The following is a 24,590-nucleotide window of genomic DNA, read 5'->3' as shown; positions in this document are numbered from 1 at the left end:
AGATCCTGTGGGTAACTGTGTAGATTACTGGCGAGAAACCGGGAATTATTCCACTTAGTGGTTGTTTATTAAGGAATTAGACTTGAATTGTTGCTCGGTTGGCCACAGGTCAGCCGGCAGGCATAAAAAAGGCCCCGTCAGGGGCCTTTTGTGTTTAAGCGACAGGCCTCAGTTGGCCTGACCGGCCTGTACGGCCTGCTCGGCTTGGATGGCGGTCAGGGCGATGGTGTAGACGATGTCATCCACCAGGGCGCCACGGGACAGATCGTTCACCGGCTTGCGCATGCCTTGCAGCATGGGGCCGATGGACACCAGATCGGCGGAGCGCTGTACCGCCTTGTAGGTGGTGTTGCCGGTGTTCAGATCCGGGAACACGAACACTGTGGCCTTACCGGCCACCGGGGAGTTCGGCGCCTTGGACAGGGCGACGTCGGCCATGATGGCGGCGTCGTACTGCAGCGGGCCGTCCACGATCAGATCCGGGCGCTTCTCCTTGGCGAGGCGGGTCGCTTCGCGCACCTTGTCCACGTCCGCGCCGGCGCCTGAGGTACCGGTGGAGTAGGAGATCATGGCCACGCGGGGCTCGATGCCGAAGGCCGCGGCAGAGTCCGCAGACTGGATGGCGATCTCAGCCAGCTGTTCGGCATTGGGATCCGGGTTGATGGCACAGTCGCCATATACCAGCACCTGATCCGGCAGCAGCATGAAGAAGATGGAGGAGACCAGGGAGGAACCCGGGGCCGTCTTGATGATCTGCAGCGGCGGACGAATGGTGTTAGCGGTGGTGTGTACCGCGCCGGACACCAAACCATCTACCTCGTTGCGCTCCAGCATCATGGTGCCCAGCACCACGTTGTCTTCGAGCTGTTCGCGGGCCACCACTTCGGTGATGCCCTTGGCCTTGCGCAGTTCCACCAGACGGGGCACGTAGCGCTCGCGGGCAACGGCCGGATCGATGATCTCGACGCGATCGTTGAGTACCACGCCCTGCTGTTCGGCCACCCGACGGATCTCGTCGGGGTTGCCCAGCAGCACGGGACGGGCAATGCCCCGCTCGGCACAGATGGCGGCAGCCTTGACGGTCCGCGGCTCATCCCCTTCCGGCAGCACGATGCGCTTGTTGGCCTTGCGGGCCAGCTCGGTGAGCTGGTAACGGAAGGCCGGCGGGCTCAGCAGGCGGGAACGGGTGGAGACGGCGGTCAGGGACTCGATCCAGTGCTTGTCGATGTGGCCAGCCACATAGTCTTGCACCAGCTTGATGCGGGTCACGTCATCGGCCGGGATCTCGACGTTGAAGTTCTGCAGGCTGACGGCGGTCTGCCAGGTGTTGGTGCTGGTCATCAGGATGGGGAGGCCGGTGGCCATGGCCTGTTGACACAGGGCCATCACCTGGGGCTCAGGGTGGTAGCCACCGGTGAGCAGCAGGGCACCCAGCTTGACGCCGTTCATGGCCGCCAGACAGGCGGAGACGATGACGTCGGAACGGTCGCCGGAGGTCACCAGCAGGCTGCCGGGACGGAAGTGCTCCACCATGTTGTGAATGGAACGGGCGCAGAAGGTCACCTGATTCAGGCGGCGCAGGGTCAGCTCGCCTTCATGGATGGTGCTGGCGTTGAGGTGCTTGGCCAGATCCTTGGCACGCGGCGCGATCAGCTGGGTGTTCCAGGGGATGCAGCCGAGGATGCGCAGGGGGCTCTTGCCGAAGAATTGCAGCACTTCGAGATTGCTGGCCAGCTCGCCACCGCTGTGGTGGGCTTCGAACATCTCGGTGAGATCCGGGCGGGTGACGCCGTGCTCGTCCACCGGGGCGCCCACCTTGTTGATGATGCAACCGACGATGCGCTTGTTGTTGATGCCGCCAAAGTTGGAACAGGCCAGCTCGATGCGCTCCTTGAGCTTCTGGCTGGAGTCGTTGCCCGGGTGGGTGACGAACACCATGTCGGCATCCAGGGCGGTGGCGATGTCGTAGTTGAGCTTGTTGGCGAACGGCTGTTTGTCTACCGGCACCAGGCCCTCGACCACCACCACTTCGGCGCCGCTCTCTTTCACGTGACTCTCATACAGGGCCACAATCTCTTCCAGCAGGATGGCGGTGTTGCTGGAGGTGATCATGTTCTCGGCATAAGCCAGGGAGAGCGGTTCCGGAGGGGTAATGTTGGAGCCGGCGCGGATGACGGCGGTGGACGTTTCTGGGCCAGAGTGTCCGGGTCTCGGTTGGGCAACAGGCTTGAAGAAGCTGACGTTGACGCCATGGCGCTCCATCGCTCGGATCATGCCGAGGCTGACGGAGGTGACGCCAACACCTGAGCCAATCGGGATAAGCATAATAGTGCGTGCCACTTATATATCCCCTTGAGTGCGTGTCTCTTGTTGTTGGACGGCTAATGAAAAGGCTGCCCTTGGGCAGCCTCAACATTGTACTCGCTTAGTGGCTCGCTTCCACCAATTCCAGCGCGTCGTGGGCAATAACCCACTCCTCGTTGGTGGGGATCACCATGGCAATGGTGCTGCCTTCCTCGGTGATGATACCTTGCTTGCCAAACCGGGCCGCCAGGTTGGCTTCCGGGTTGACCTTGAAGCCCAGCAGGCCCAGGCGGTTCAGGGTCAGCTCACGGATTGGCGCGGAGTTTTCACCGATACCGCCGGTGAACACCACGGCATCCAGACGACCATCCAGAGCAGCCACATAGCTGCCGATGGTCTTGGCCAGGCGGTAGCAGTACAGATCCATGGCGCGCTTGGCCGCCACTTCGCTGTCGTAGTTGTCTTCTACGTAACGGCAGTCGCTGGTCACCTCGGTCAGGCCCAGCAGGCCGGACTCCTTGGTCAGCATGGTGTTGATCTGCTCCACGCTGTAACCCAGGGTGTCATGCAGGTGGAAGATGATGGCCGGATCGATGTCGCCACAGCGGGTACCCATCACCAGACCCTCCAGCGGGGTCATGCCCATGGAGGTGTCGACAGATTGGCCGTTCTTGATGGCACAGACAGAACCGCCGTTGCCCAGATGGCAGTTGATGATGTTCAGCTCGTTGAGCGGCTTGTTCAGCATTTCAGCCGCTTGCAGGCTGATGTAGTAGTGGCTGGTGCCGTGCATGCCGTAACGGCGAATGCCGTTTTCCTTGTACAGCTTGTAGGGCAGGGCATACAGGTACGCTTGTTCCGGCATGGTCTGGTGGAAAGCGGTATCAAACACGGCCACATTGGGCAGACCGGGGAAGGCCAGTTGTGCGGCGCGGATGCCAACCAGGTGAGCCGGGTTGTGCAGCGGGGCCAGGGTGGCGCAGTCCTCAATCCCCTGGATCACCTCATCATTGATGATGACGGAGCGGGTGAACTTCTCACCGCCGTGAACCACACGGTGGCCAATGGCGAACAGATTGTCGTTCAGCTCAGGTTTATTGGCCAGGATTTCCCGTACGATAAAATCGAGCGCTTCCTGGTGGGCAGCACCGGCACCCAGCTCGGCGGAACCCTTGTTGCCGTCCAGCTTCCACTTGATACGAGCGTCGTCCAGGTGGAGACATTCGGCGAGGCCGGAGAGCTGTTCCTCTCCACTGGCGGCGTCGATGACGGCAAACTTCAAAGAAGAACTGCCACAGTTAAGTACAAGAACCAGCTTGCTGCTCATTCGTCGTAAATCCTATCTTGTCAAAGGGGGGTTTACAGACCGGAAAAGCAGGCTTTTCCGGGAATATCACGTATTCTTACATTAAGGTGACACAGAGCCAGGTTACGGATGGCCGGCATAGAGCGTCGGCTGGGCCCGTCTGGCAGGCTCGAAAAGGCCCGGTGACCGGGTCAAAATTCGAGCGCGGCACAGCATACAGGGAAAGTTAAAAATCACAAAATATTCTTTTTTGGCGGATAAAACCCTGTATTTTGTGCGGTATATGGCAAGAGGAAGTTGATATGGCTGTTTTCAACAATTGGTTTCAGATAGGCCTCGATTACATGCGCATTTGGCCCCAGGAAAAAGTGCTGGGGGCCCTGTTTCCCGAACCGCGCGTCATTGCCGCCGTCAGGCTGGCGCTGAAGGTGTTACCCGGACTGGCCGGCGTCAGTCTGTTGCTGCAATGGCAATATGGCCTGGCCCAGTGGTGGCCCTCGGTGTTCACCTCAGTGCTGTTTATGCTGAGCTTGCCCCTGCAAGGTCTTTACTGGTTGGGGCAACGGGCCCGTGCTCCTTTGCCGGCATCCTTGACCCGCTGGTATTTCGAGGTGAATGCCAAGCTGGGTCAGCCAGCTCTGCCGTCTTCGCCTCGCTATCTGGATCTGGCCCGTACCCTGCGACAGGCCTTTGACAAGCTGGATCGCGCCTTCCTGGATCTGTAAGTCGGGCGGGCAATAAAAAAACCACGGCAGGCCGTGGTTTTTTTATGCTTGTCGACTGGCTTAGTAGCAGACACTGGGATGGTACTGGGCGATGATGCCCTTGATCTTCTCCATGGTCTCCTTGCTGGGCGGGCGCACCCCTTCCAGCTCGTACTTCTCGCCCATGGCGATCCACTTGTGCTTGCCCAACTCGTGATAGGGCAACAATTCCACCCGCTCCACGCAGTCGCCCAGCTCGTCGTGGATAAACTGGCCCAGGGCCTGGGCGCCAGCTTCATCGTCGCTCCAACCGGGTACCACCACGTAGCGGATCCACATCTTCTTGCCGCGTTTGGCCAGATAACGGGCGAAATCCAGGCAGTATTTGTTGCTGACGTGGGTGAGGGGGATGTGGACGTCGTCGTTCATGTGCTTGATGTCCAGCAGCACCAGATCGGCGTTATCCAGCAGCTCATCCAGAGCGGCATCGTAGTGGCGAACGAAGCCATTGGTGTCCAGGCAGGTGTGGATGCCTTGAGCCTTGCACGCCTTGAACCATTCGGTGACGAACTCTTTTTGTAAGGTGGCTTCGCCGCCGGAGGCGGTGACTCCCCCACCCGAGGCGTTCATGAAGTGACGATAGGTCATCAGATCCTTCATCAGCTCGTCTACCGTGACTTCGCGACCGTCTTCGGTATCCCAGGTATCGCGATTGTGGCAGTACTTGCAGCGCATCAGGCAGCCTTGCATGAAGGCGATAAACCGGATCCCGGGTCCATCGACGGTCCCGCAGGTTTCGACGGAATGGATGCGTCCCTTGACTGTCATGGTTTGCTCCGAAAGGGTCTGTAAATGGCAATAGTGTATTACAGATGGGCCATTAAGGCACCCGCGCAGCCGGCTTGAGGCAGGAGAACCGGCATAAAAAAACCCCCGGCAAGCCGGGGGTTTGGCGTTCCTGCAACCCAGATTACATGGACTGGGTGAAGGTCCGGGTGATGACGTCCTGTTGCTGCTCCTTGGTCAAGGAGTTGAAGCGAACGGCATAGCCGGAAACGCGGATGGTCAGCTGCGGATACTTCTCGGGGTTTTCCATGGCATCCAGCAGCATCTCACGGTTCATCACGTTGACGTTCAGGTGTTGACCGCCTTCGATGTTGGCTTCGTGGTGGAAGTAACCGTCCATCAGACCCACCAGGTTCAGCTTCTGGGCATCTTCTTGCTTGCCCAGGGCGTTCGGCACGATGGAGAAGGTGTAGGAGATACCATCCTTCGCATAGGCGAACGGCAGCTTGGCCACGGAGGTCAGAGAGGCGACGGCGCCCTTCTGATCACGGCCGTGCATCGGGTTGGCACCCGGGCCGAACGGCGCACCGGCACGACGACCATCCGGGGTGTTACCTGTCTTCTTACCGTACACCACGTTGGAGGTGATGGTCAGGATGGACTGGGTCGGTATGGCGTTGCGGTAGGTCTTGTGGCTCTGGATCTTCTTCATGAAGCGTTCAACCAGATCACAGGCGATGGCATCGACGCGCTCGTCGTTGTTACCGAACTGCGGGTATTCGCCTTCGATTTCGAAGTCGACGGCCAGACCGTCTTCATCACGCACCGGCTTAACCTTGGCGTACTTGATGGCGGACAGGGAGTCGGCAGTCACGGACAGACCGGCAATACCACAGGCCATGGTACGGATCACGTCACGGTCGTGCAGCGCCAGCTGAATAGCTTCGTAGCTGTACTTGTCGTGCATGTAGTGGATGATGTTCAGGGCGGTGACGTATTGGGTGGCCAGCCAGTCCATGAAGTGATCCAGGCGATCCATGACGTCGTTGAATTCCAGATACTCGCCCTTGACCGGTTCGGTCTTGGGGCCGATCTGGATCTTCAGCTTCTCGTCCACGCCGCCGTTGATGGCGTACAGCATGGTCTTGGCCAGGTTGGCGCGGGCACCGAAGAATTGCATCATCTTGCCGACGATCATCGGCGACACACAACAGGCGATGGCATAGTCATCGTTGTTGAAGTCGTTACGCATCAGGTCGTCGTTTTCATACTGTACGGAAGAGGTATCGATAGACACCTTGGCACAGAACTTCTTGAAGCCCATGGGCAGCTGTTCAGACCACAGAATGGTCATGTTCGGCTCAGGAGACGGGCCCATGGTGTACAGGGTGTTCAGGTAACGGAAGCTGTTCTTGGTGACCAGGGTACGACCGTCAACGCCCATACCACCCAGGGATTCGGTGGCCCAAATCGGGTCGCCGGAGAACAGGGTGTCGTATTCAGGGGTACGCAGGAAGCGCACCATACGCAGCTTCATGATCAGGTGGTCGATGATTTCCTGAGCGTCTTGCTCGGTGATCAGACCCTTCTTCAGATCGCGTTCGAAGTAGACGTCCAGGAAGGTCGCGGTACGACCGAAGGACATGGCGGCGCCGTTTTGAGACTTAACGGCAGCCAGGTAACCGAAATAGGTGGCCTGGACGGCTTCCTGAGCTGTGGTGGCCGGGCCGGAGATGTCGCAACCGTACTTGGCAGCCATTTCCTTCAGTTGGGCCAGCGCCTTGTACTGATCGTTGATCTCTTCACGCAGGCGGATGGTGGCTTCCAGGTCTTCACCGGCTTCCATCTTGGCTTGCAGGGAGTTGAACTGGGCGAACTTGTCCTTCATCAGGAAGTCCACACCGTACAGGGCGACGCGGCGGTAGTCACCTATGATACGGCCACGGCCGTAGGCATCCGGCAGACCTGTGATGACACCGGACTTGCGGCAGTTGCGGATGTCCTTGGTGTAGACGTCGAATACGCCCTGGTTGTGGGTCTTGCGATAGTCGGTGAAGATCTTCTCAACTTGAGGATCCAGATGGCGACCGTACACTTCGCAAGAGTTCTTCACCATGTTGATACCGCCAAAGGCGATGATGGCGCGCTTGAGCGGTTTGTCGGTCTGCAGACCAACGATCTTCTCCAGATCCTTTTCGATGTAGCCGGCATCGTGGGAGGTGATGGTGGAGGGAAGATCGGTATCAAAGTCGATGGGCGCGTGAGTGCGGTTCTCTTCCTTGATGCCTTCCATCACCTTGTCCCACAGCTTGGTGGTGGCGTCGGTGGCACCGGCCAGGAAGGATTCATCACCTTCGTACGGGGTGTAGTTCTTCTGGATGAAGTCGCGGGTGTTGACTTCAGTCTGCCAGGCTCCGGGTTGGAAGCCTTCCCAAGCCTTCAGACACTTTTCGTTAAGCTCTGCCATGTTTCATTACCTCTTCGGTATTGATTGTCTAAGCTTCCCGCGCCATCAGTGATGGCGACGGAAAATAAACCAGTTAGTCAGGCCGATCATGACGCCACCGCCGATGATGTTGCCAATGGTAACCGGTATCAGGTTTTTGAAGATAAAGTGGCTAACGGTCAAGTCAGCGTACTTGGCCGGATCTGCACCGATCGCAGTCCAGAACTCGGGGCCGGCCAGGGCATGAATGGCGATGCCGGTCGGGATCATAAACATGTTGGCGATGCTGTGCTCGAAGCCGGAGGCGACGAACATGGCCACCGGCAGCACCATGATCAGCGCCTTGTCGGTCATGGTGCGGCCACCAAAGGCCATCCAGGCGGCCAGGCAGACCATGAGATTACACAGAATACCCAGGGCCACGGCCTCGACAAAGGTATGATGTATCTTATGTTGTGCAACATTCAAAGCGGTCAGACCCCATTGGCCATTGCCAGAAGTGTACTGGCTGGACAGCATGATGAGCGCCACCATGATGAGACCGCCCACCAGGTTACCAGAGTAAACCAGTGCCCAGTTTCGCAGCATCTGGGCCCAGGTGATGCGCTTGGCCGCCTTGGCCACCAGGGTCAGGGTGGTGGAGGTGAACAATTCACCGCCCAGAATCACGCACAGGATCAGGCCCAGGGAGAAGCAGAGGCCACCGGCCAGCTTGCTACCGCCTTGGGAGACGACCGTGATGTAGAAGATGAAGGCGATGGCGATAAAGGCACCGGCAAAGATAGCCAGTTGGAAGGTCTTGGCGACAGGCTTGGTGGCCTTGCCGTAGGTGATGTCTTCGGCCAGGGCGGCGATGGCTTCCGGCTTCAAACAGTCAAAGGGGGATTCTGCTTTCACTGTGGGGGCTTCCGCTGTGGTAATTATCCTGTAGTAATCATATCAACAAAGAAATTGTTCAAAATTGCCTTAGATCAATTTCGCCGGGTTGATTATGTAATTTTACTACATCGCTCACGCTCGAGACGTCAGTGGGTTACAAAACTGTAAGTAGTATGCATCATATTCCGCCCACCTCGGCAACTTTATATTCGACAGAGTCCCATTGATTTGGTTCCCCATCTATCACCGCGGTTGCCTGCGGCCTCAGTGTACACCCTCGGGATGAAAAGCGAGCAATAAAAAGGGCGGTCATGGCCGCCCGTGGTGCTGTCGTCAGGTTCAGACCCCCCAATGGGACTGCTTGGCCCGCTGCAGCTTGGCATAGGTGGCCAGCAACTGCTGGTGAGCCTTGAATTGCGTGAGGCTGCCGTCATCGGCTACCAGGCCGTAGAAGCGCTGGCTGCCCTCGATATGAGCCCAGGCGGCTGCCACTGTGTTGGCACCATACAGACGTTCGAAGGCCGCGCGATAGGCCGCCGGATCGCGGGATTCTTCAGCAAACAGGTGCAGGCTCTGGCCCAGGCAGCGGTAGAAGGCACTGCGTTCGGCGCTAAAGACGCTGGCGTTGAAGTCCTGGGTCCACTGGCACCAGTGGGCCGCTTCGTCCAGTTGGCCGGCGGCCAGGGCCAAGAGGCACTTGAGTTCCCCCACCCGCAGGGTGTGCCAGCCGGTGCCCTTGTCAGCGGCGATGCCCAGCAACTCCCGTACCCGAGTCTGATCATCAAACCCTTCGTCTTCCAGGCTTTGCAGGAACTCGGCATAGTCTGCCGGACTGCCTTGGCTGGCAGGCAACGCCAGCACGGCCTCACGCCAGCCGGCCCCCATGTTGTTGTTAGCCAACACCAGATCCTCGGCGGGATAGATGTCGGACATGCCGGGCACCAGGATACGGCAGGCATACACCCCCAGGTGCTGGTAATCGGCGATATACACCGGCTGCTCCAGCTCATGGAAGATGCCCAGCAGGTGGTTAAACTCCTGCTCTGTGCTGCCGGCAAAGTTCCAGTCGGCGAATTCAAAGTCCGGCTCGGTCTTGAACAGATCCCAGCTGATGAGGCCGGAGGAGTCGATGAAGTGGGTCTCCAGGTTGTGCTGATCCGCCACCTCGTCGTTATCGAACGAGGGCGGGGCGAACACATCCAGATCCTTGAGACCGCGGCCCTGCAGCAGTTCGGTGACGGTCCGCTCGAAGGCCACCTCGAAACGGGGATGGGCACCAAAGGAGGCGAAGCAGGTGCCATTGGCCGGATTGAGCAGTACCACGCAGATCACCGGGTAGCGGCCACCCAGTGAGGCGTCGTAACAGTAGATGGGGAAGCCTTCACTCTCCAAGGTGGCGATGGCTTCCTGGATGCCGGGGTAGCGGGCCACCACCTCGGTGGGGATCTCCGGCAGGGAGAGCGCCTCGGCGATGATGCGGTTCTTCACGTGGCGTTCAAACACCTCGGAGAGACCCTGGGTGCGGGCCTCGGTGGGGGTGTTACCGGCGCTCATGCCGTTGGAGACATACAGGTTACCGACGATATTCATGGGGATGAACACCCGCTGGCCGTTATCCTGCCGGACAAAGGGCAGGGCGCAGATGCCGCGGTCGGCATGGCCCGATTGCAGATCCACCAGCATGTCGGCGGAGAGCTCACCGTCCGGGTCATAGTAGTTGCGGGTGTAATCATCCAGCAGGCCGTCGGGCAGCTCGCCATCATCGGGAATGGGGAACCACTGCTCATCTGGGTAATGGACGAAAGGCGCGTCGGCGATCTCCTGCCCCAGATAGAAGTCGGCGAAGAAGTAGTTGGTGGACAGGCGCTCGAAATACTCCCCCAGCGCCGAGGCCAGCGCGGCCTTCTTGCTGGCACCCTTGCCGTTGGTAAAGCACAGGGGGCACTCCTTGTCCCGGATATGCACCGACCAGACGTGGGGCACAGGGTTGAGCCAAGAAGCCTCCTCTATGTCAAAACCCAGTTGACGGAGTTTGGTTTGGAAGCGGCTGATGCTCTCTTCCAGGGCGGCGTCTTTGCCGGGAATAAATGTTTGCATGGGATGATTCCAAGGACAGGATGTAAATGACATGTTGCACAGGGCTAGGCGGCGCTATCTTACGGACAAATGCACGCCAGTGCCAGGGGGCGAAGCGACCCTGCATTGCAACCTACGGCACACAATATTGCGGAAATCGACTTGCACCCTGGCTGCCAATCCGTAATGTGATCTCCTTAGTTTTTATTGATTCCATGGCAGGACACAAAGATGAAAAAAGTAGGTTTGATCGGTTGGCGGGGCATGGTGGGTTCCGTGCTGATGCAGCGCATGGTGGAAGAGAACGACTTTGCGCGTATCGACCCCGTCTTCTTCACCACCTCCCAGGCCGGTCAGGCGGCGCCGAACTTCGGCAAGGATGCCGGTCAGTTGCAGAATGCCTTCGATCTGGAGGCGCTCAAGGCCATGGACATCATCATCACCTGCCAGGGCGGTGACTACACCAAGGAAGTCTATCCCAAGCTGATGGAGTCCGGCTGGCCGGGTTACTGGATTGATGCGGCCTCTACCCTGAGGATGGCCGATGATGCCGTCATCATCCTGGACCCGGTCAACGGTAAGGTGATTGATGATGCCCTGAATAAGGGGATCAAGACCTATGTGGGTGGTAACTGTACCGTCAGCCTGATGCTGATGGGGCTGGGCGGCCTGTTCGCCAACGACCTGGTGGAGTGGATTTCCTCTTCTACTTACCAGGCGGCTTCCGGTGCCGGTGCCCGTCACATGCGGGAGTTGCTGAGTCAGATGGGGGCCTTGCGGGATGTGGTGGCCGCCGAGCTGGCGGATCCGGCGTCTGCCATTTTGGATATCGAGCGCAAGGTCACGGCGGCCATGCGTGAGGAGAGTTTCCCCACCAGCCAGTTTGGCGCGCCGCTGGCCGGCAGTCTAATCCCCTGGATCGATGTGGCCCTGCCTAATGGCCAGAGTAAGGAAGAGTGGAAGGGCATGGTGGAAACCAACAAGATCCTGGGCCGCAGCCAGTCCATCCCGGTGGACGGAAACTGTGTGCGCATCGGTGCCCTGCGCTGCCATAGCCAGTCTTTCACCATCAAGTTGAAGAAAGATGTGCCCCTCAACGACATTCACCAGATGCTGGCCAGCCACAACGACTGGGTGCGGGTCATCGACAACGACAAGTCGCTGACCGTCAAGGAGCTGACTCCGGCGGCGGTGACTGGCACCCTCAAGGTGCCGGTAGGCCGCCTGCGCAAGATGAACATGGGGCCGGATTTCCTGTCCGCCTTCTCGGTGGGGGATCAGCTGTTGTGGGGGGCCGCCGAGCCGCTACGCCGCATGCTGAACATTCTGTTGCACCAGGCGTAAGCCAGACCGCATCTCCTGTGACAGGCCGCCTGAGTGCGGCCTGTTTTTTTATGACCGTTATGCGGTCGGTAGCCCTGTCATTCTTCACAGGTGAGAAGCGCTTTTTTGACGCCTAGGCTTAGTCGAATCGAAAATAAATGCATTCGAATAAGGGTTTTTCATGTGGGATCCTGAGGTCTCGGACACACTGTCCTCGTCAGCAACACCAACCTGGCAAGCCTTGGTACAGAGCCAATCTGACGCCATGCTGGCGGATCTGTGCCAACTCATCGGCTATCCCAGCTACTTTCAGTTCGATCACTCAGGCAGCCCCTTTGGCCAACCCATCGATGATTGTCTCGATGCCACCCTGGCCATCTGCCGGCGTTTGGGCTTTGCTACCTACAAGGATCCGGATGGATATTATGGCTATGCCGATGTCGGCGAGGGGGAGGGGCTCATCGGTATCTTTTGCCATCTGGATGTGGTGGGGGCCGGTGAGCCCAGCAGCTGGTTTTCTGATCCCTTTACCGGTGTCTTGCGTAATGGCCGTCTCTATGGGCGGGGCAGCCAGGATAACAAGGGGCCAACCCTGGCCTGTTTGTATGCCTTACATCTGCTGCAGCGCCACGGTCCGGGCCTGCGGCATAGGGTTCGCGTGGTATTTGGTACCGATCAGGAGCTGCTGGGGCGCTGCATTCAGCGTTACAAGCAGTGGGAGCGGCTGCCAGATGTGAGCTTCTGTCCAGACTCGGCCTTCCCCCTGGTCAATGCGGAGAAGCGCTTGATCCAGGCGTATCTGTACGGTCCTCCTTGTGAGGAGTTGACCCTAGATTGTGGTGACATCTTCAATGCGGTGCCGGATCGGGCCCTATACACGGGTCCTCAGCAACGTAAGCTGCAACGGCAATTGGATCTGTTGGGCTATCCCTGGCGGCAGCAGGACAATGCCACCTTGGTGCTGGGCCAGGGGGCCCATGCCTCCGTTTGTAACCAGGCCGGTGTCAATGCCATCGTCCGGCTCTGCCGTGCCCTACAGGGGATCGGCTATCGTCATCCGGCCCTGGGACTCTGTTCACTGGTGATAGGTGAGGATACCTCCATGCGCGCCCTGCTGGGGACGGTACGGGACGAACTCAGCGGGGAGCTGACGGTGAATCTGGCCAAGCTAAAACTGGACAGCCACGGCTGCCAGATTGGCATCGATGTCCGGGTGCCGGTGACCTTCAGTCGGCAGGAATACCATAGGTTGATGCGGGAGGCGGTGGCCCGTCTGGGATGGCGCTATGAGGAGTTTGATCACCTGGAGCCCATGTTTGTGCCGGCCCACGCCCCCTTTGTCCAGGCATTGAGCCGCGCCTACGAGACGGTGACTGGCGAGCGAGCGCGGCCTCGCTCTTCCGGCGCCGTCACCTATGCCAGAGCGATTACTAACTGCGTGGCTTTCGGCGCCTTGTTACCGGGGCACCCCCGAGTGGAACACATGCCCAACGAATTTATCTCGGTAGAGGGGCTGTTGAAGGCCTGCACCATCTACGTCGAGGCCTTGGCGCAGCTGCAGCGGCTATCCTTGGCAGAAATGGCTGTCAGCTCATGAACTATGCGTTTGGAATGGCTATTTATCGCGAATGAAGCGATAAACGTGAATTAAAATTCGCCATTGGCCAGCTTTCGTTCAACATGCATCTTGTAATTTGTGATCATGCTGGTATTTTCCATACAGGTGTTATGGAAGAGCCGCCTGAGGTGGTCTCAACGGATCCAAAAGAACAAGGTTGTTTGCATGAACGAAGTGGCCACCCTGCAAGTCAGTGACTTACATAAGTATTTCGGCTCCCATCAGGTCCTAAAAGGGATCAACCTCACCGCCAACAAGGGCGATGTCATCTCCATCATCGGCTCCTCCGGCTCAGGCAAGTCCACCTTCCTGCGCTGCATCAATTTGCTCGAGACCCCCTCCTCCGGCGAGGTGCGGGTCCACGGTGAGCTGATCCGCATGAAAACCAACCGGCTGGGGGAGCGCCTGCCCGAAGACATGCGTCAGGTGGAGCGCATTCGCTCCCGGCTGGCCATGGTGTTTCAAAGCTTTAACCTCTGGTCGCACATGACCGTCCTGCAAAACATCATCGAAGTGCCGATCCAGGTGCTCAAGGTGCCCCGCGCCGAGGCCATCGAGCGGGCCGAAGCCCTGTTGCATAAGGTAGGCCTGTATGAGCGGCGCGACTATTACCCTGGGCATCTGTCCGGTGGTCAGCAGCAGCGGGCGGCCATCGCCCGGGCCTTGGCGGTGGATCCTGAGGTCATGCTGTTTGACGAGCCGACGTCGGCGCTGGATCCGGAATTGGTGGGCGAGGTGTTGGGGGTGATGCGTGGTTTGGCCGAGGAGGGGCGCACCATGCTGGTGGTGACTCACGAGATGTCTTTTGCGCGGGATGTGTCGAATCGGGTCTTGTTCTTGCATCAGGGCCTGGTGGAAGAGGAGGGGGAGCCGAAAGAGCTGTTTGCCAATCCCCGCTCCGAGCGTTTCCGGCAGTTTATTTCGTCGGCTTACTAGTCGGCGCATTACTAGCCCCCTGAGGGCACATAATCAAGGAGTGAAAGGAATGAAGAACAAGGTGCTGTTGGGTGTGATGGCGGCTTGCCTGATGGGCTCGCTGCAGGTTCAAGCCAAGGAATGGAAGAGCGTACGCATCGGGATCGAAGGTGCTTACCCCCCCTTCTCCTGGACCGAGCCCAGTGGCGAGGTGAAAGGTTTTGACGTGGATATGGCCAACGCCCTGTGTGAGCAGATGCAGGTCAAGTGCACCATCGTGAAGCAGGATTGGGATGGCATCATCCCGGGTCTGCTGGCCAAGAAGTACGACGCCATCATCTCCACCATGGACATCACCCCGGAGCGTAAGAAGCGCGTCGATTTCTCCATCAAGTATCAACACGTACCGGCCCGCTTCGCCACCAAGAAGGGCACTGCGCTGGAGTTGACCGATGCCTTCATGACCGGCAAGAAGGTCGGGGTACAGCGGGCTACCTCCATGGATACCTACATCACGGACAACTTCCCCTCCGCCGACATCAAGCGTTACGGGACCGCCGAAGAGGCGTACCTGGATCTGAAGTCTGGTCGCATCGACTATGTGCTGGCCGACTATGCTTCCCTGGTGGATGGCCTGATCAAGAAAGAAGACGGCGCCAACTACGAGCTGGTGGGCCCGGGTCTGACCGACCCGCGCTGGTTTGGTGAGGGTGCCGGTGTGGCCATCCGCAAGCAGGATACCGAGCTGAAGGCCATGTTCGACAAGGCGATTCTGGATATCCGCGCCAACGGCAAGTACAAGGCGGTGAACGACAAGTACTTCGACTTCGACGCCTACGGCGAGTAAGCCCTTGATATAGGGGTAACAACGGGCCCTCATGGGCCCGTTTTAACTGGGATCAGGACATGTTGGATCTTAAAGGCTATGAAACCTCCTTGCTGGAAGGGGCATGGATGACCCTGGAGGTGGCGCTGCTGTCGCTGTTACTGGCCATGGGGCTGGGCATGCTGGGCGCCCTGGCCAAGTTATCGGCCTTTCGCCCGGCCCGGCAGTTGGCCACCCTGTACACCACGCTAGTGCGTGGGGTGCCGGATCTGGTACTCATGATGCTGCTGTTCTTCGGTGGCCAGGTGCTGGTGAACAATCTTTGCTCCTGGGGCAATGACTGGTTGAATGGCTGGCTGGCCGGTGGGGATCCTCAGCACGAATGGGTCGCCTATCTGCCGGAGTACGTGGATGTCAGCCCCTTCATCGCCGGTGTGCTGACCATCGGCTTCATCTTCGGTGCCTACATGGCGGAAACCTTCCGCGGCGCCATACTGGCGGTAGACAAGGGCCAGTTGGAAGCCGCCTATGCCTATGGCATGCGGGCGCTGCAGGTGTTTCGTCGGGTGCTGTTTCCCCAGATGGTGCGCCATGCCCTGCCGGGCTTTGGCAATAACTGGCTGGTGCTGCTCAAGACCACGGCGCTGGTCTCCATCATAGGTCTGGACGACATGGTGCGCAAAGCCGGTCTGGCGGCGGGCACGACCCAGCTGCCCTTTACCTTCTACATGGCTGTGGCGCTGATCTTCTTGGTGTTCACCGCCCTCTCCACCCTGCTGCTCAAGTGGGTGGAACGTCACTACGCCATCGTCTCGAGGTAAGCATGTTTGATTTTTCCATCCTGGCCGATGAATGGCCTACCTACCTCGAAGGCCTTATCAACACCAGCTGGCTGGTGGCTGTATCCTTGGTGCTGGGCTTGTGCATCGCGCTGCCCATGGCCCTGGCGCGAAACAGCAGCAATCCGTTGCTGCGGCTGCCGGCCTGGGCTTACATCTATTTCTTCCGCGGCACCCCCTTGCTGGTGCAGCTGTTTATCATCTACTACGGTGCCGGCCAGTGGCAGGCCCTGCGGGAGAGCTGGCTGTGGCAGTGGTTGCAGGAGGCTTGGTTTTGCGCCCTGCTGGCCTTTGCCCTCAATACCGCCGCCTACACGGCGGAGATCATTCGCGGCGCCCTCAACACCATTCCCAAAGGGGAGAAGGAGGCGGCGTTGGCTTTCGGCATGACGCAATGGCAGACCTTCAAGAACATCTTGCTGCCCAGCGCCGCACGGCGGGCCTTGCCAGCCTACAGCAACGAGGTGATCTTCATGCTGCACGGTTCGGCGGTGGCGGGCATCATCACTGTGGTGGATCTCACCGGTGCCGCCCGCATCATCAATTCCCGCTATTACAGCCCCTTCGAAGCCTTTATCACCGCCGGTGCCCTCTACCTGTGTCTGAGCCTGTGCCTCATCGGCCTGTTCCGACGCTTGGAACGGCGCTGGTATGCCCACCTTAGACCCAGAGTACAGGCCTGAACCATGTTGCGAATGCTGCGCTACGGACTCTGCTGCCTCCTCGGTCTGGGCTGCCATGCCCAGGCGGCCGAGCAGGTGCAGTTTGCCCCGACTCCTGCTTGGGTGGAGGCGGTGAGCGCCCCGGCGCCCAAGGACCAAGCTCAGGCACCTGGTGGTGAGGAGTATCTGCTGGTGGATCGCCAGTGGCAGCTGGGGGAGCAGACCCAGCAGTTTTTTCATTACGTCACGGCCATCACCAGTACCGAAGGCCTAGAGCAAGGCTCCCAGCTGGCACTGGATTTTGACCCCAGTTACGAGACCCTCACCATCCACCAGGTGGGCGTCTGGCGACAGGGACGCTGGTTGGATCGGCTGGAGCCGGAGGAGCTGCGACTGTTTCAGCGGGAGCCGGATTTGGGGCGGTTTCTCTATTCGGGACGCAAGACGGCCTACCTGATCCTGCCGGACATCCGGGTGGGCGACGTGCTGGATTACAGCTTCTCCCTGAGCGGTTACAACCCAGTGATGGGGGGCCTGTTCAGCGATCGGGTGAGCCTGCAGTGGAGCGAGCCGGTGGCGCAGCAGCAGCTGCGCATCCTGCTGGGGGACGGTCGTCAGCTGAATTCGGCGTTTACCCCCACTGGCGCCCACTGGCAGGTGCAGGCCAGGCCGGGTTGGCAGGAGTGGCGTTGGCAGCAGACGCGGGTGCCTGCGGTGGAGGAGGAAGATCAGCTGCCCGGTGGCTACACCCCCTATGCCGAGGTGGCCCTGAGTGAATTTGCCAGCTGGCAGGCGGTGGTAGCCTGGGCCTTGCCGCTGTACGAGCAGGCGGCAGCGCCCAGCCCTGAGATCCAGGCGCTCAGTGCCCGGTTAGGCGAGGGGCTCCAGAGCGAGGATGAGAAGGTGATGGCGGCGCTGCACTTTGTCCAGCACGAGATCCGCTATCTGGGAATGGAGGACGGCATCGGCTCTCACCGGCCGCGTCGGGCAGCGGACACCCTCTATCGACGTTATGGGGACTGCAAGGACAAGGCGGTGCTCTTGCTGGCGCTGCTGCGGGCCCAGGGGCTGGATGCCAAGGCGGCGCTGGTGAGCCTGGACGAGGGGGCGACGCTGCCGGCGCAGTTGCCCAGTCCCTATGCCTTTGACCATGTCATAGTGACGCTGCAGTTGGCGGGCCAGCGTTACTGGCTGGATGGCACGGATCTCAACCAGGGGCGTTCCCTGGCCAGTCTGGGGGTGCCCTACTACCGCCATGCGCTGGTGTTATCCCCCCAGACCCGGGCGTTGACCAGCATGGATGGCGAGTATCGTTTGCCGCAGCTGGAGTTGCAGCAGGTGAGCCGCCTGACGGCGGATAAGACGGCGTTGGACATAGACACCCACTACAGCGGTGCCCTGGCGGAGAGCCAGCGGGGCAAGTGGCAGCGCACCACACCGCAGAAGCTGGCGCGGCGCTTTGGCGATTATTACCGCCGGCAATTTCCTGGTCTCAAGAGCCTGGGGTTGCCTCAGCTACAGGATGATCTGAGCCTCAACCGATTGCAGGTGCAGGAACATTACGAGTTGCCTGACGGGTTTGCCCAGGTGAAACAGCAGGGGCTGGAGATCTATGGGGATCTGCTGGAGGACTACCTGACGCGGGTGTCGCCGGAGCGGCGGCAACCGCTGGATCTGGGGGCGCCCCGCAAGGTCACTCAGGTGCTGGAGTATCACTTTCCCGAACCCTGGACGATCAACCCCTACCATGCCGAGCAAGGTAATGAGCTGTTCCATTTCTCGGTGCGGGTGACCCAGCCCAATGCCCGTTTGCTGCGGGTACGCTACGAGTATGAGAATTTCACCGACCGGGTGCCGGCGGAGAAACTGGCGGACTACCGGCAGAAGGTGTTGTCCGCCCGGGAGGAGCTGAGCCTGACCCTGGGGCCGCCCACTCAGGCGGCCAAGGAAAACCTAGTCAAAGGTGGCCCAGATGGGGGCGTGATCGGAGGGTTTCTCGACGGCGCGCAGCGGGTAATCGATGCCGCTTTCCACTAGGCGGGGCAACAGGGGGGCCGTGGCCAGGATAAGATCGATGCGCAGGCCCCGGTTTTCGTCAAAGCCCTTGCTGCGATAGTCGAACCAGGAATACTGATCGTCCACCTGGGGGTGCTGATGGCGATAGGTGTCCACCAGGCCCCAGGCATGCAGCTTGCCCAGCCACTCCCGCTCTTCCGGCAGGAAGGAGCATTTGCCATCCCGCAGCCAGCGCTTGCGATTGGCCTCGCCAATGCCGATATCCAGGTCCGTGGGGGAGATGTTCAGATCCCCCATCACCACCAGTTCCTCTTCCGGACTGTGTTGCTCATCGAGGTAACGCAGCAGATCGGCATAGAAACGTCGCTTGGCCGGGTACTTGGTGGGATGGTCCTGGCTTTCGCCCTGGGGAAAGTAGCCATTCATCACTGTCAACTGACGGCCATCGGCCAAGGCGAAGCGGCCCATGATCATGCGGCGCTGGGCATCCTCTTCATCCCAGGGGAAGCCGCGGATCACCTCGCTGGGCGTCTGTTTGCACAGCAGGGCCACACCGTAGTGGGCCTTCTGGCCGTGGAAGAATACCTGATAGCCCAGGGCCTCAACGTCGGCCAATGGAAAGGCCTCGTCGTGTACCTTGGTCTCCTGCAGGCCAATGATGTCCGGCTGATGCTTGTCGATCAGGGCGGCCAATTGGGGGAGGCGGGCTCGCAGGCCGTTGATGTTGAATGACACTATCTTCATGGCGGTCTCGCGTAAAAGGTCAGGGGCGGCGCAGCTGGGCGAATTCGGCGTGCAGCTCGTCCAGGCGGGCCCGTTGGGTCTGATTGAGGATCACCGCATCCAGGGCCGACAAGGTGGCGCGGCACTCTTCGTAGAGTTCGGTGCCGCGGTCCTTCTTGTATTGGCCCAGCAGCTGGATCAGGACCTGTATCTTGTTGAGGGCGGCGCTGGTGTTGGCCGGCGCCCGGCGCAGGGCATCACGGAAGAACAGCAGGGCCTCGTCCAGGTGGCCGTTCTTATAGGCCAGTATCCCCTGCTCGTTCAGCTCCTGATACTTCTGGTTGCGTTCGGCTAACAGGCTATCATGGCGTGCCGAGCTTAAACACTGACTGACCATGGGGTCGGCCAGGGCCGACTCGCTCAGGCAGGCCTGCAGCTGGTCGGCATACTCAAATTCACCCAGCTGCAGCAGGCCCAGCACCGTCTCGCTGAGCAAGGCTTCCGGCATGCGCTCGGGCTCGGCCATGTAGTTCTGGTGCGCCTTGTAGAGCATCTTCTTGCCACGCACCAGATCGCCGCGGGCCATCTGCACCCGCGCCTGACACACCTGCTCGAAGGCGGCGTAATCGAACTCAGTGGTCAGCAGGGCATCCCGGCAGCGATAGAGGGCCGAGTTGACCTGCTTTTGCAGGTTGGCGATGTGATAGGGGTCCTCGCTGTGCAAGGCGTAGAGGATGAGGCAGTGGATGTAGTTGCCCAGGGCCTGGGGGGTGCGCTGTACCGAGAAGCGGTTGAGTTCCATCAAGGTGGAGAGGGAGTCCTTAGCCTTGAGATAGTCCTCCCGTGCCAGGCTGACTTCCGCCATCTGCTGATGCAGCATGCCGGATTGGGGCGAGATCTGGATGGCCCGCTCCAGGGTTTCCATGGCGGCGTCATTGTGGCTGGCGGCCAGCTGGGCCGAGGCCATCCATCGGTAGGCCTCCACCATCAGGGGTCTGTCCTGCACCGCCTTTTTGAGGTGTTCCACCGCCGCCTCATGCTGGCCCAGCAGGTAACAGGCCTTGCCAAGGCTCATGCGCATCCAGCTGGACTCCACATCGTTCAGCGCTTGGATCAGCAGATCGTGGGCCCGTTGCGGTTCCTGCTCCCGCAGCAGCATCTCGGCCATCAGGCAGCGGCAGTAATTTGCGTAGCGGTTGTTCTCATCCTTCAATGCCTCGTCACAGGCCTGGATCACCGCCTGGGGCTCCTGCTCCGCCAGGGCGCGGAACACGCCGGCCAGGCTCTGCTTGCGTTGCAGGGCGCGCAGCAGGCGCAGGCGCAGCTGATCCTGGGAGAAGGGCTTCATCATGTAGTCGTCTGGTTCACTCTCCAGGGCGCTGAGCACCATGGAGCGGGAGTTATCGCCGCTGACGATGAAGACCACTGCCAGGGGCGGCAGCAACTTGGCTTCCCGCAGGTATTCCAGTAACTGGCGCCCGTTTTCGCCACTGCCCAGGTTGTAATCGATGAGGTAGATGTCGAAGCTTTCCTTGCTGCAACGGCGACGGGCCTCTTCGGCGGTGGCCAGTATGGTGACCTTGTTGAGGCCCACGTTTTGCAGCATGGCCTTCATCATCACCTGAAAGCTGCGCTGATCATCGATGAGCAGCACCCGCTTGTTCTTGAAGGGACGATCGGGGGCGGACTGGGTCGTCTCGTTCATGGGTGATTGGGGGCCTATTGGGAGTTTACTTGGCTTTACTATACCGAATTTGGCGTGCAAGAGCCCGTTAACCAAGGCAAATGTTGGATCAGAAGAGGGATACGACAAGGACAAAAGATGGTGGAGGGGGAAGGATTCGAACCTTCGAAGGCGGAGCCGTCAGATTTACAGTCTGATCCCTTTGGCCACTCGGGAACCCCTCCACGGGGAAAAGAATATACAGCAGGAAGAATGGTGGAGGGGGAAGGATTCGAACCTTCGAAGGCAGAGCCGTCAGATTTACAGTCTGATCCCTTTGGCCGCTCGGGAACCCCTCCACGGGGTAACCTTTGGATAAATTAGATGGTGGAGGGGGAAGGATTCGAACCTTCGAAGGCAGAGCCGTCAGATTTACAGTCTGATCCCTTTGGCCGCTCGGGAACCCCTCCACGGGGTAACCTTTGACAAATTGGATGGTGGAGGGGGAAGGATTCGAACCTTCGAAGGCAGAGCCGTCAGATTTACAGTCTGATCCCTTTGGCCGCTCGGGAACCCCTCCACAAGCGCGGGGCGCATAGTATCAGATCTTTGGCGGTTGTGAACCCCTGGGCTAAAAAACTTTTCCTCAACTTTTAGCAAAAAACGCCGATAAACAAGCAGATGCTTAGTTAATAGGCGATTTTTCCATGTTGACCGACACCCTACGCCGCCATTGTCTGGTGGATGAGTTGCAATTGGGGCAGGACCTCAACCAGGCGCTGCAAGGCCAGCGTCAGGCGGACTTTGCCCTGATGCTGGCCATGCTGTCGCCGGATGTACAGGATCAGGCCTGGGTGTCGGATCCGCCGCTGCCCGAGGTGGCGGAGGATCATTGGCGCGACCATTTTGGCCTGCCGGCCCAGCGCCCATTGGCGGCCCACGATGGCAGTATGACCCAGGCCTTGACCATGGCAGAACAACTGGCCGAAGGCGGTGGTGCGGCGGTGCGCTTGTTCGATGCCCTCAGGCCAGAGGCCCTGGTACCCGCCCAATTTGCCTTGGGCCAGGGCGTGTGGGACAACCTGCCGCCCTTGACCCGCCACAAGCACGAGTTGGCTCGCCGTGGCGAACTGCTGGCCCACGAGCCTCTGCATGCCCCTCCCAGCGCCATGCTCGATGCCATTCACGATGCCGAGGCCTTGACCCGCCAGAGTTGGCTGCCGCGCTAAGCTGCCGTTGCGCCATGCCCCTCGGTGGCCTCTGGTGTGTGGCCAGCGCTTACCTTTGCTGCCGTGGCTGGCCAGGGTCCGCTCTGCCCGTTCCGCGATAAATAGAATCAACAGATGTTAATTAGACTTATCCGATTGGCGCCGCGTCGGCCATTTTTTGGCTGTGTGTGCGTTTTTGAGTTAACAAAAGTTGAGTTGCGGTTACACTGAGCGCCCGATGCGTGAGCGAGGCGTGAATTTTAAGTGGCGATGGAAAAAGCCTTTGGTGCGGCGGATTGGCACCTGATCGACAGTTTTCGTCCCGTGGTGGATGCCCTGGCGGCCCTGTTCGGCGAGGGGTGTGAGGTGGTGCTGCACGGTTTTGACAGCCCGGCCCGCTCCGTGGTGCACATCGCCAACGGTCATATCACGGGTCGCCAGGTAGGCGCGCCGGCCACCGACTTTGCACTGAGCCGCCTGCAGCAGCAGGCCGGCAGCTGCTGGAGCAGCTATTTCGCCCGCAGCCCGGACGGCAAGCTGATGAAGTGCGCCTCCATCACGCTGCACAACGCCGCCCGCCGCCCCATCGGCATGCTGTGTATCAACCTCAATCTGGATGCCCCCCTGAGCAGTCTGTTGGGGGCCCTCAGCCTGCCGGTCTCTGAGTCGGGGGCTGCTCCTTTGTTTCAGGAGAGCTTCGCACCGTCGTTGGAGGATCTGGTGGCCCAGGTGATGAGTCAGGTGGCTGCCGCGCCGGATCTCAGCGCCGCTAGGCGTAATCGCCAGATCATCTCGGCCCTGTACGACAAGGGCATCTTCACCATCAAGGAGGCCATCAACCTGGTGGCCGAGCGGCTCGGCGTCAGCCGCCATACCGTCTATCTGCATATTCGCAATCACAAGGCCAGATTGGCCGCTGTCCAGGAGTCCGACCATGAGTGAGTCCCCCGCCGTTACTGCCCATTGGGAGGAACTGGTGCAACTGCTGCGCCGCGAGGTGGTGCCGGCCCTGGGCTGTACCGAACCCATCGCCGTGGCCCTGGCGGCCGCCCACTGCCGGCGCCTGCTGGGCCAGGACCCGGACCGGCTGCAGGTGTGGGTCAGCGGCAACCTGTACAAGAACGGCATGGGAGTGGGGGTGCCGGGTACCGGCATGACGGGCCTGCCCATCGCCGCCGCCGCCGGCGCCCTGGCCGGTAACGCCGAGGCGGGGCTGGAGGTGCTAAAAGGCCTGACTCAGCCGCAAGTCGAGCGGGCCAAGGCGCTGCTGCCGGCGGTGAGCCTGGACGTCAAAGACGTGCCCGATGCCCTGTATGCCGAGGTGTTGGCCGAGGCGGGTGAGCAGCAGGCGCGGGCCGTCATCTGTACCGACCACACCCGGGTGGTGCTGCTGGAGAAAAACGGTGAGCTCATCCACAGCCAAAGCAGTGATCCGGCGGTCAGCCTGATCAACAAGCCGACCCTGGATCTGGCAGGGATAGTGGCGTTCGCCCTGCAGGTGCCGCTGGATCAGATCGCCTTCCTGGCCGAGGCGGCGCAGCTCAACCAGGCGCTGGCCGACGAGGGGCTGCGGGGCTATGGCCTGCAGATTGGCCGCATCCTCACCGAGCAGATCGAGCGCCGCCTGTTGTCGGACGATCTCATGACCCTGGCCATGCGGCTGGCCTCCGCCGCCTCGGATGCCCGTATGGACGGCGCCATGCTGCCGGCCATGTCTAACTCGGGCTCCGGCAACCAGGGCATCGCCGCCACCATGCCGGTGGTGGCCGCCGCCCGCTTCCTGCAGGTCTCCGACGAACAGCGGCTGCGGGCCCTGGCCATGAGCCACCTGTTGGCCATTCACATCAAGACCTACCAGAACAAGCTCTCCGCCCTGTGCGCCGCCAGCACCGCCGCCATGGGGGCGGGGGCGGCCATCACCTGGCTGCTGGGGGGCGATCTGGCGCGGATCCGCCTGTGTATCAACAACATGATCGGCGACGTGGCCGGCATCATCTGCGACGGCGCCGGCAGTGCCTGTTCCATGAAGGTCTCCACCTCCGCCTCGGCGGCGGTGAAGGCTGCCCTGCTGGCGGCCAACGGCCTGGGGGTGCCGGCGCGGGAGGGGATCGTCGAGGCGGATGCCGAGCAGACCATCGCCAACCTGGGGCGGCTCAGCCGGGAGGGGATGCGCCAGACCGACGAGGAGATCATCCAGATCATGCGCCGCAAGGGCCAGGCCGCCCGCTGATCCGGCGTGGGATCAAGGTTCGCGTCAGGCGGCCTGCTATACTCGCCGCCTGATTTTTGACCCTGG

Annotated in this window: 19 protein-coding genes and 4 tRNA genes; 11 read left to right on the top strand and 12 right to left on the bottom strand. The window is 60.3% G+C overall.

The genetic code is table 11. From position 1 onward, the window contains the following. Positions 1 to 168: 168 nt before the first annotated feature. Together pta and ABD847_RS06450 are read right to left on the bottom strand one after the other, a co-directional pair. Positions 169 to 2,340, bottom strand: a complete 2,172-nt coding sequence (gene pta / locus ABD847_RS06455) for a phosphate acetyltransferase (protein ID WP_345011181.1) — start codon at positions 2,338 to 2,340, stop codon at positions 169 to 171. 85 nt (positions 2,341 to 2,425) lie between these two features. Next, a complete protein-coding gene (locus ABD847_RS06450; RefSeq protein WP_345011179.1) occupies positions 2,426 to 3,631 on the bottom strand; it encodes an acetate kinase in 1,206 nt (401 codons plus the stop codon). Between the two features lie 281 nt (positions 3,632 to 3,912). Between ABD847_RS06450 and yfbV the strand changes: the two genes are divergently transcribed. After that, on the top strand, positions 3,913 to 4,335 hold the full coding sequence (yfbV, locus tag ABD847_RS06445; RefSeq protein ID WP_345011177.1) for a terminus macrodomain insulation protein YfbV: 423 nt from the start codon (positions 3,913 to 3,915) through the stop codon (positions 4,333 to 4,335). Positions 4,336 to 4,395: 60 nt separating this feature from the next. Here yfbV and pflA read toward each other — a convergent pair whose 3' ends face one another. From pflA to ycaO, 4 genes are all read right to left on the bottom strand, one after another. Then, the gene (pflA, locus tag ABD847_RS06440; RefSeq protein ID WP_345011175.1) at positions 4,396 to 5,142 is read right to left on the bottom strand and encodes a pyruvate formate lyase 1-activating protein; all 747 of its coding nucleotides are present in this window, start codon (positions 5,140 to 5,142) and stop codon (positions 4,396 to 4,398) included. A gap of 142 nt (positions 5,143 to 5,284) precedes the next feature. Continuing rightward, the gene (gene pflB / locus ABD847_RS06435) at positions 5,285 to 7,567 is read right to left on the bottom strand and encodes a formate C-acetyltransferase (protein ID WP_345011173.1); all 2,283 of its coding nucleotides are present in this window, start codon (positions 7,565 to 7,567) and stop codon (positions 5,285 to 5,287) included. A 45-nt stretch (positions 7,568 to 7,612) separates the two neighbouring features. Beyond that, positions 7,613 to 8,443, bottom strand: a complete 831-nt coding sequence (gene focA, locus ABD847_RS06430) for a formate transporter FocA (protein ID WP_345011171.1) — start codon at positions 8,441 to 8,443, stop codon at positions 7,613 to 7,615. 321 nt (positions 8,444 to 8,764) lie between these two features. Next, positions 8,765 to 10,522 (bottom strand): 30S ribosomal protein S12 methylthiotransferase accessory factor YcaO, encoded by a 1,758-nt coding sequence (gene ycaO, locus ABD847_RS06425; protein WP_345011169.1) that lies wholly within the window; start codon positions 10,520 to 10,522, stop codon positions 8,765 to 8,767. A gap of 210 nt (positions 10,523 to 10,732) precedes the next feature. Between ycaO and asd the strand changes: the two genes are divergently transcribed. From asd to ABD847_RS06390, 7 genes are all read left to right on the top strand, one after another. Next, positions 10,733 to 11,845, top strand: a complete 1,113-nt coding sequence (gene asd / locus ABD847_RS06420) for an aspartate-semialdehyde dehydrogenase (protein WP_345011168.1) — start codon at positions 10,733 to 10,735, stop codon at positions 11,843 to 11,845. A 160-nt stretch (positions 11,846 to 12,005) separates the two neighbouring features. Then, the gene (locus tag ABD847_RS06415; RefSeq protein WP_345011166.1) at positions 12,006 to 13,421 is read left to right on the top strand and encodes a Sapep family Mn(2+)-dependent dipeptidase; all 1,416 of its coding nucleotides are present in this window, start codon (positions 12,006 to 12,008) and stop codon (positions 13,419 to 13,421) included. Positions 13,422 to 13,607: 186 nt separating this feature from the next. Next, the gene (locus ABD847_RS06410; RefSeq protein ID WP_425568414.1) at positions 13,608 to 14,378 is read left to right on the top strand and encodes an ABC transporter ATP-binding protein; all 771 of its coding nucleotides are present in this window, start codon (positions 13,608 to 13,610) and stop codon (positions 14,376 to 14,378) included. A gap of 49 nt (positions 14,379 to 14,427) precedes the next feature. Then, positions 14,428 to 15,204 carry an ABC transporter substrate-binding protein gene (locus ABD847_RS06405; protein ID WP_345011164.1) on the top strand — a complete coding sequence of 259 codons (777 nt, stop codon included), beginning with the start codon at positions 14,428 to 14,430 and terminating at the stop codon, positions 15,202 to 15,204. 59 nt (positions 15,205 to 15,263) lie between these two features. Beyond that, positions 15,264 to 16,004 (top strand): ABC transporter permease, encoded by a 741-nt coding sequence (locus ABD847_RS06400; protein ID WP_345011162.1) that lies wholly within the window; start codon positions 15,264 to 15,266, stop codon positions 16,002 to 16,004. A gap of 2 nt (positions 16,005 to 16,006) precedes the next feature. Next, positions 16,007 to 16,705 carry an ABC transporter permease gene (locus ABD847_RS06395; protein WP_345011160.1) on the top strand — a complete coding sequence of 233 codons (699 nt, stop codon included), beginning with the start codon at positions 16,007 to 16,009 and terminating at the stop codon, positions 16,703 to 16,705. 3 nt (positions 16,706 to 16,708) lie between these two features. Next, positions 16,709 to 18,721 carry a DUF3857 domain-containing protein gene (locus ABD847_RS06390; protein ID WP_345011158.1) on the top strand — a complete coding sequence of 671 codons (2,013 nt, stop codon included), beginning with the start codon at positions 16,709 to 16,711 and terminating at the stop codon, positions 18,719 to 18,721. On the opposite strand, the gene xthA is transcribed toward ABD847_RS06390, so the two are convergent. The 6 genes from xthA to ABD847_RS06360 all read right to left on the bottom strand — a co-directional run bounded on the left by xthA (position 18,638) and on the right by ABD847_RS06360 (position 21,666). Continuing rightward, the gene (xthA, locus tag ABD847_RS06385) at positions 18,638 to 19,444 is read right to left on the bottom strand and encodes an exodeoxyribonuclease III (protein WP_345011156.1); all 807 of its coding nucleotides are present in this window, start codon (positions 19,442 to 19,444) and stop codon (positions 18,638 to 18,640) included. The two genes, ABD847_RS06390 and xthA, sit on opposite strands and share 84 nt — an antisense overlap. A gap of 19 nt (positions 19,445 to 19,463) precedes the next feature. Beyond that, a complete protein-coding gene (locus ABD847_RS06380; protein ID WP_345011154.1) occupies positions 19,464 to 21,128 on the bottom strand; it encodes a response regulator in 1,665 nt (554 codons plus the stop codon). Between the two features lie 118 nt (positions 21,129 to 21,246). Further along, positions 21,247 to 21,331 (bottom strand) — tRNA-Tyr (locus ABD847_RS06375). A gap of 29 nt (positions 21,332 to 21,360) precedes the next feature. Beyond that, a tRNA-Tyr gene (locus ABD847_RS06370) sits at positions 21,361 to 21,445 on the bottom strand. Between the two features lie 26 nt (positions 21,446 to 21,471). Next, a tRNA-Tyr gene (locus tag ABD847_RS06365) sits at positions 21,472 to 21,556 on the bottom strand. 25 nt (positions 21,557 to 21,581) lie between these two features. Continuing rightward, positions 21,582 to 21,666, bottom strand: a tRNA-Tyr gene (locus ABD847_RS06360). Positions 21,667 to 21,793: 127 nt separating this feature from the next. Between ABD847_RS06360 and ABD847_RS06355 the strand changes: the two genes are divergently transcribed. From ABD847_RS06355 to ABD847_RS06345, 3 genes are all read left to right on the top strand, one after another. Next, entirely contained in the window at positions 21,794 to 22,315 is a 522-nt protein-coding gene (locus tag ABD847_RS06355) for a VC2046/SO_2500 family protein (RefSeq protein ID WP_345011152.1), read from the top strand. 249 nt (positions 22,316 to 22,564) lie between these two features. After that, positions 22,565 to 23,236, top strand: coding sequence for a helix-turn-helix transcriptional regulator (locus ABD847_RS06350; RefSeq protein WP_345011461.1), 672 nt, complete (start codon positions 22,565 to 22,567; stop codon positions 23,234 to 23,236). Further along, complete coding sequence (locus ABD847_RS06345; RefSeq protein ID WP_345011150.1) at positions 23,229 to 24,524, top strand: L-cysteine desulfidase family protein; 1,296 nt, start codon at positions 23,229 to 23,231, stop codon at positions 24,522 to 24,524. The genes ABD847_RS06350 and ABD847_RS06345 overlap by 8 nt, the downstream gene beginning before the upstream one ends. The last annotated feature ends 66 nt before the right edge of the window (positions 24,525 to 24,590 follow it).

Origin of the sequence: Pseudaeromonas paramecii, assembly GCF_039540575.1 — a bacterium.
Lineage (GTDB): Bacteria > Pseudomonadota > Gammaproteobacteria > Enterobacterales > Aeromonadaceae > Pseudaeromonas > Pseudaeromonas paramecii.
This window is presented reverse-complemented; position numbering and strand designations above follow the sequence as displayed.

What these genes read in the sequence shown, in the direction of transcription:
- ABD847_RS06450 (WP_345011179.1), bottom strand. Translation starts at nt 3,631, where the DNA reads ATGAGCAGCAAGCTGGTTCTTGTACTTAACTGTGGCAGTTCTTCTTTG.
- yfbV (WP_345011177.1), top strand. Translation starts at nt 3,913, where the DNA reads ATGGCTGTTTTCAACAATTGGTTTCAGATAGGCCTCGATTACATGCGC.
- pflA (WP_345011175.1), bottom strand. Translation starts at nt 5,142, where the DNA reads ATGACAGTCAAGGGACGCATCCATTCCGTCGAAACCTGCGGGACCGTC.
- pflB (WP_345011173.1), bottom strand. Translation starts at nt 7,567, where the DNA reads ATGGCAGAGCTTAACGAAAAGTGTCTGAAGGCTTGGGAAGGCTTCCAA.
- ycaO (WP_345011169.1), bottom strand. Translation starts at nt 10,522, where the DNA reads ATGCAAACATTTATTCCCGGCAAAGACGCCGCCCTGGAAGAGAGCATC.
- asd (WP_345011168.1), top strand. Translation starts at nt 10,733, where the DNA reads ATGAAAAAAGTAGGTTTGATCGGTTGGCGGGGCATGGTGGGTTCCGTG.
- ABD847_RS06415 (WP_345011166.1), top strand. Translation starts at nt 12,006, where the DNA reads ATGTGGGATCCTGAGGTCTCGGACACACTGTCCTCGTCAGCAACACCA.
- ABD847_RS06410 (WP_425568414.1), top strand. Translation starts at nt 13,608, where the DNA reads ATGAACGAAGTGGCCACCCTGCAAGTCAGTGACTTACATAAGTATTTC.
- ABD847_RS06405 (WP_345011164.1), top strand. Translation starts at nt 14,428, where the DNA reads ATGAAGAACAAGGTGCTGTTGGGTGTGATGGCGGCTTGCCTGATGGGC.
- ABD847_RS06400 (WP_345011162.1), top strand. Translation starts at nt 15,264, where the DNA reads ATGTTGGATCTTAAAGGCTATGAAACCTCCTTGCTGGAAGGGGCATGG.
- ABD847_RS06395 (WP_345011160.1), top strand. Translation starts at nt 16,007, where the DNA reads ATGTTTGATTTTTCCATCCTGGCCGATGAATGGCCTACCTACCTCGAA.
- ABD847_RS06390 (WP_345011158.1), top strand. Translation starts at nt 16,709, where the DNA reads ATGTTGCGAATGCTGCGCTACGGACTCTGCTGCCTCCTCGGTCTGGGC.
- xthA (WP_345011156.1), bottom strand. Translation starts at nt 19,444, where the DNA reads ATGAAGATAGTGTCATTCAACATCAACGGCCTGCGAGCCCGCCTCCCC.
- ABD847_RS06380 (WP_345011154.1), bottom strand. Translation starts at nt 21,128, where the DNA reads ATGAACGAGACGACCCAGTCCGCCCCCGATCGTCCCTTCAAGAACAAG.
- ABD847_RS06355 (WP_345011152.1), top strand. Translation starts at nt 21,794, where the DNA reads ATGTTGACCGACACCCTACGCCGCCATTGTCTGGTGGATGAGTTGCAA.
- ABD847_RS06350 (WP_345011461.1), top strand. Translation starts at nt 22,565, where the DNA reads ATGGAAAAAGCCTTTGGTGCGGCGGATTGGCACCTGATCGACAGTTTT.
- ABD847_RS06345 (WP_345011150.1), top strand. Translation starts at nt 23,229, where the DNA reads ATGAGTGAGTCCCCCGCCGTTACTGCCCATTGGGAGGAACTGGTGCAA.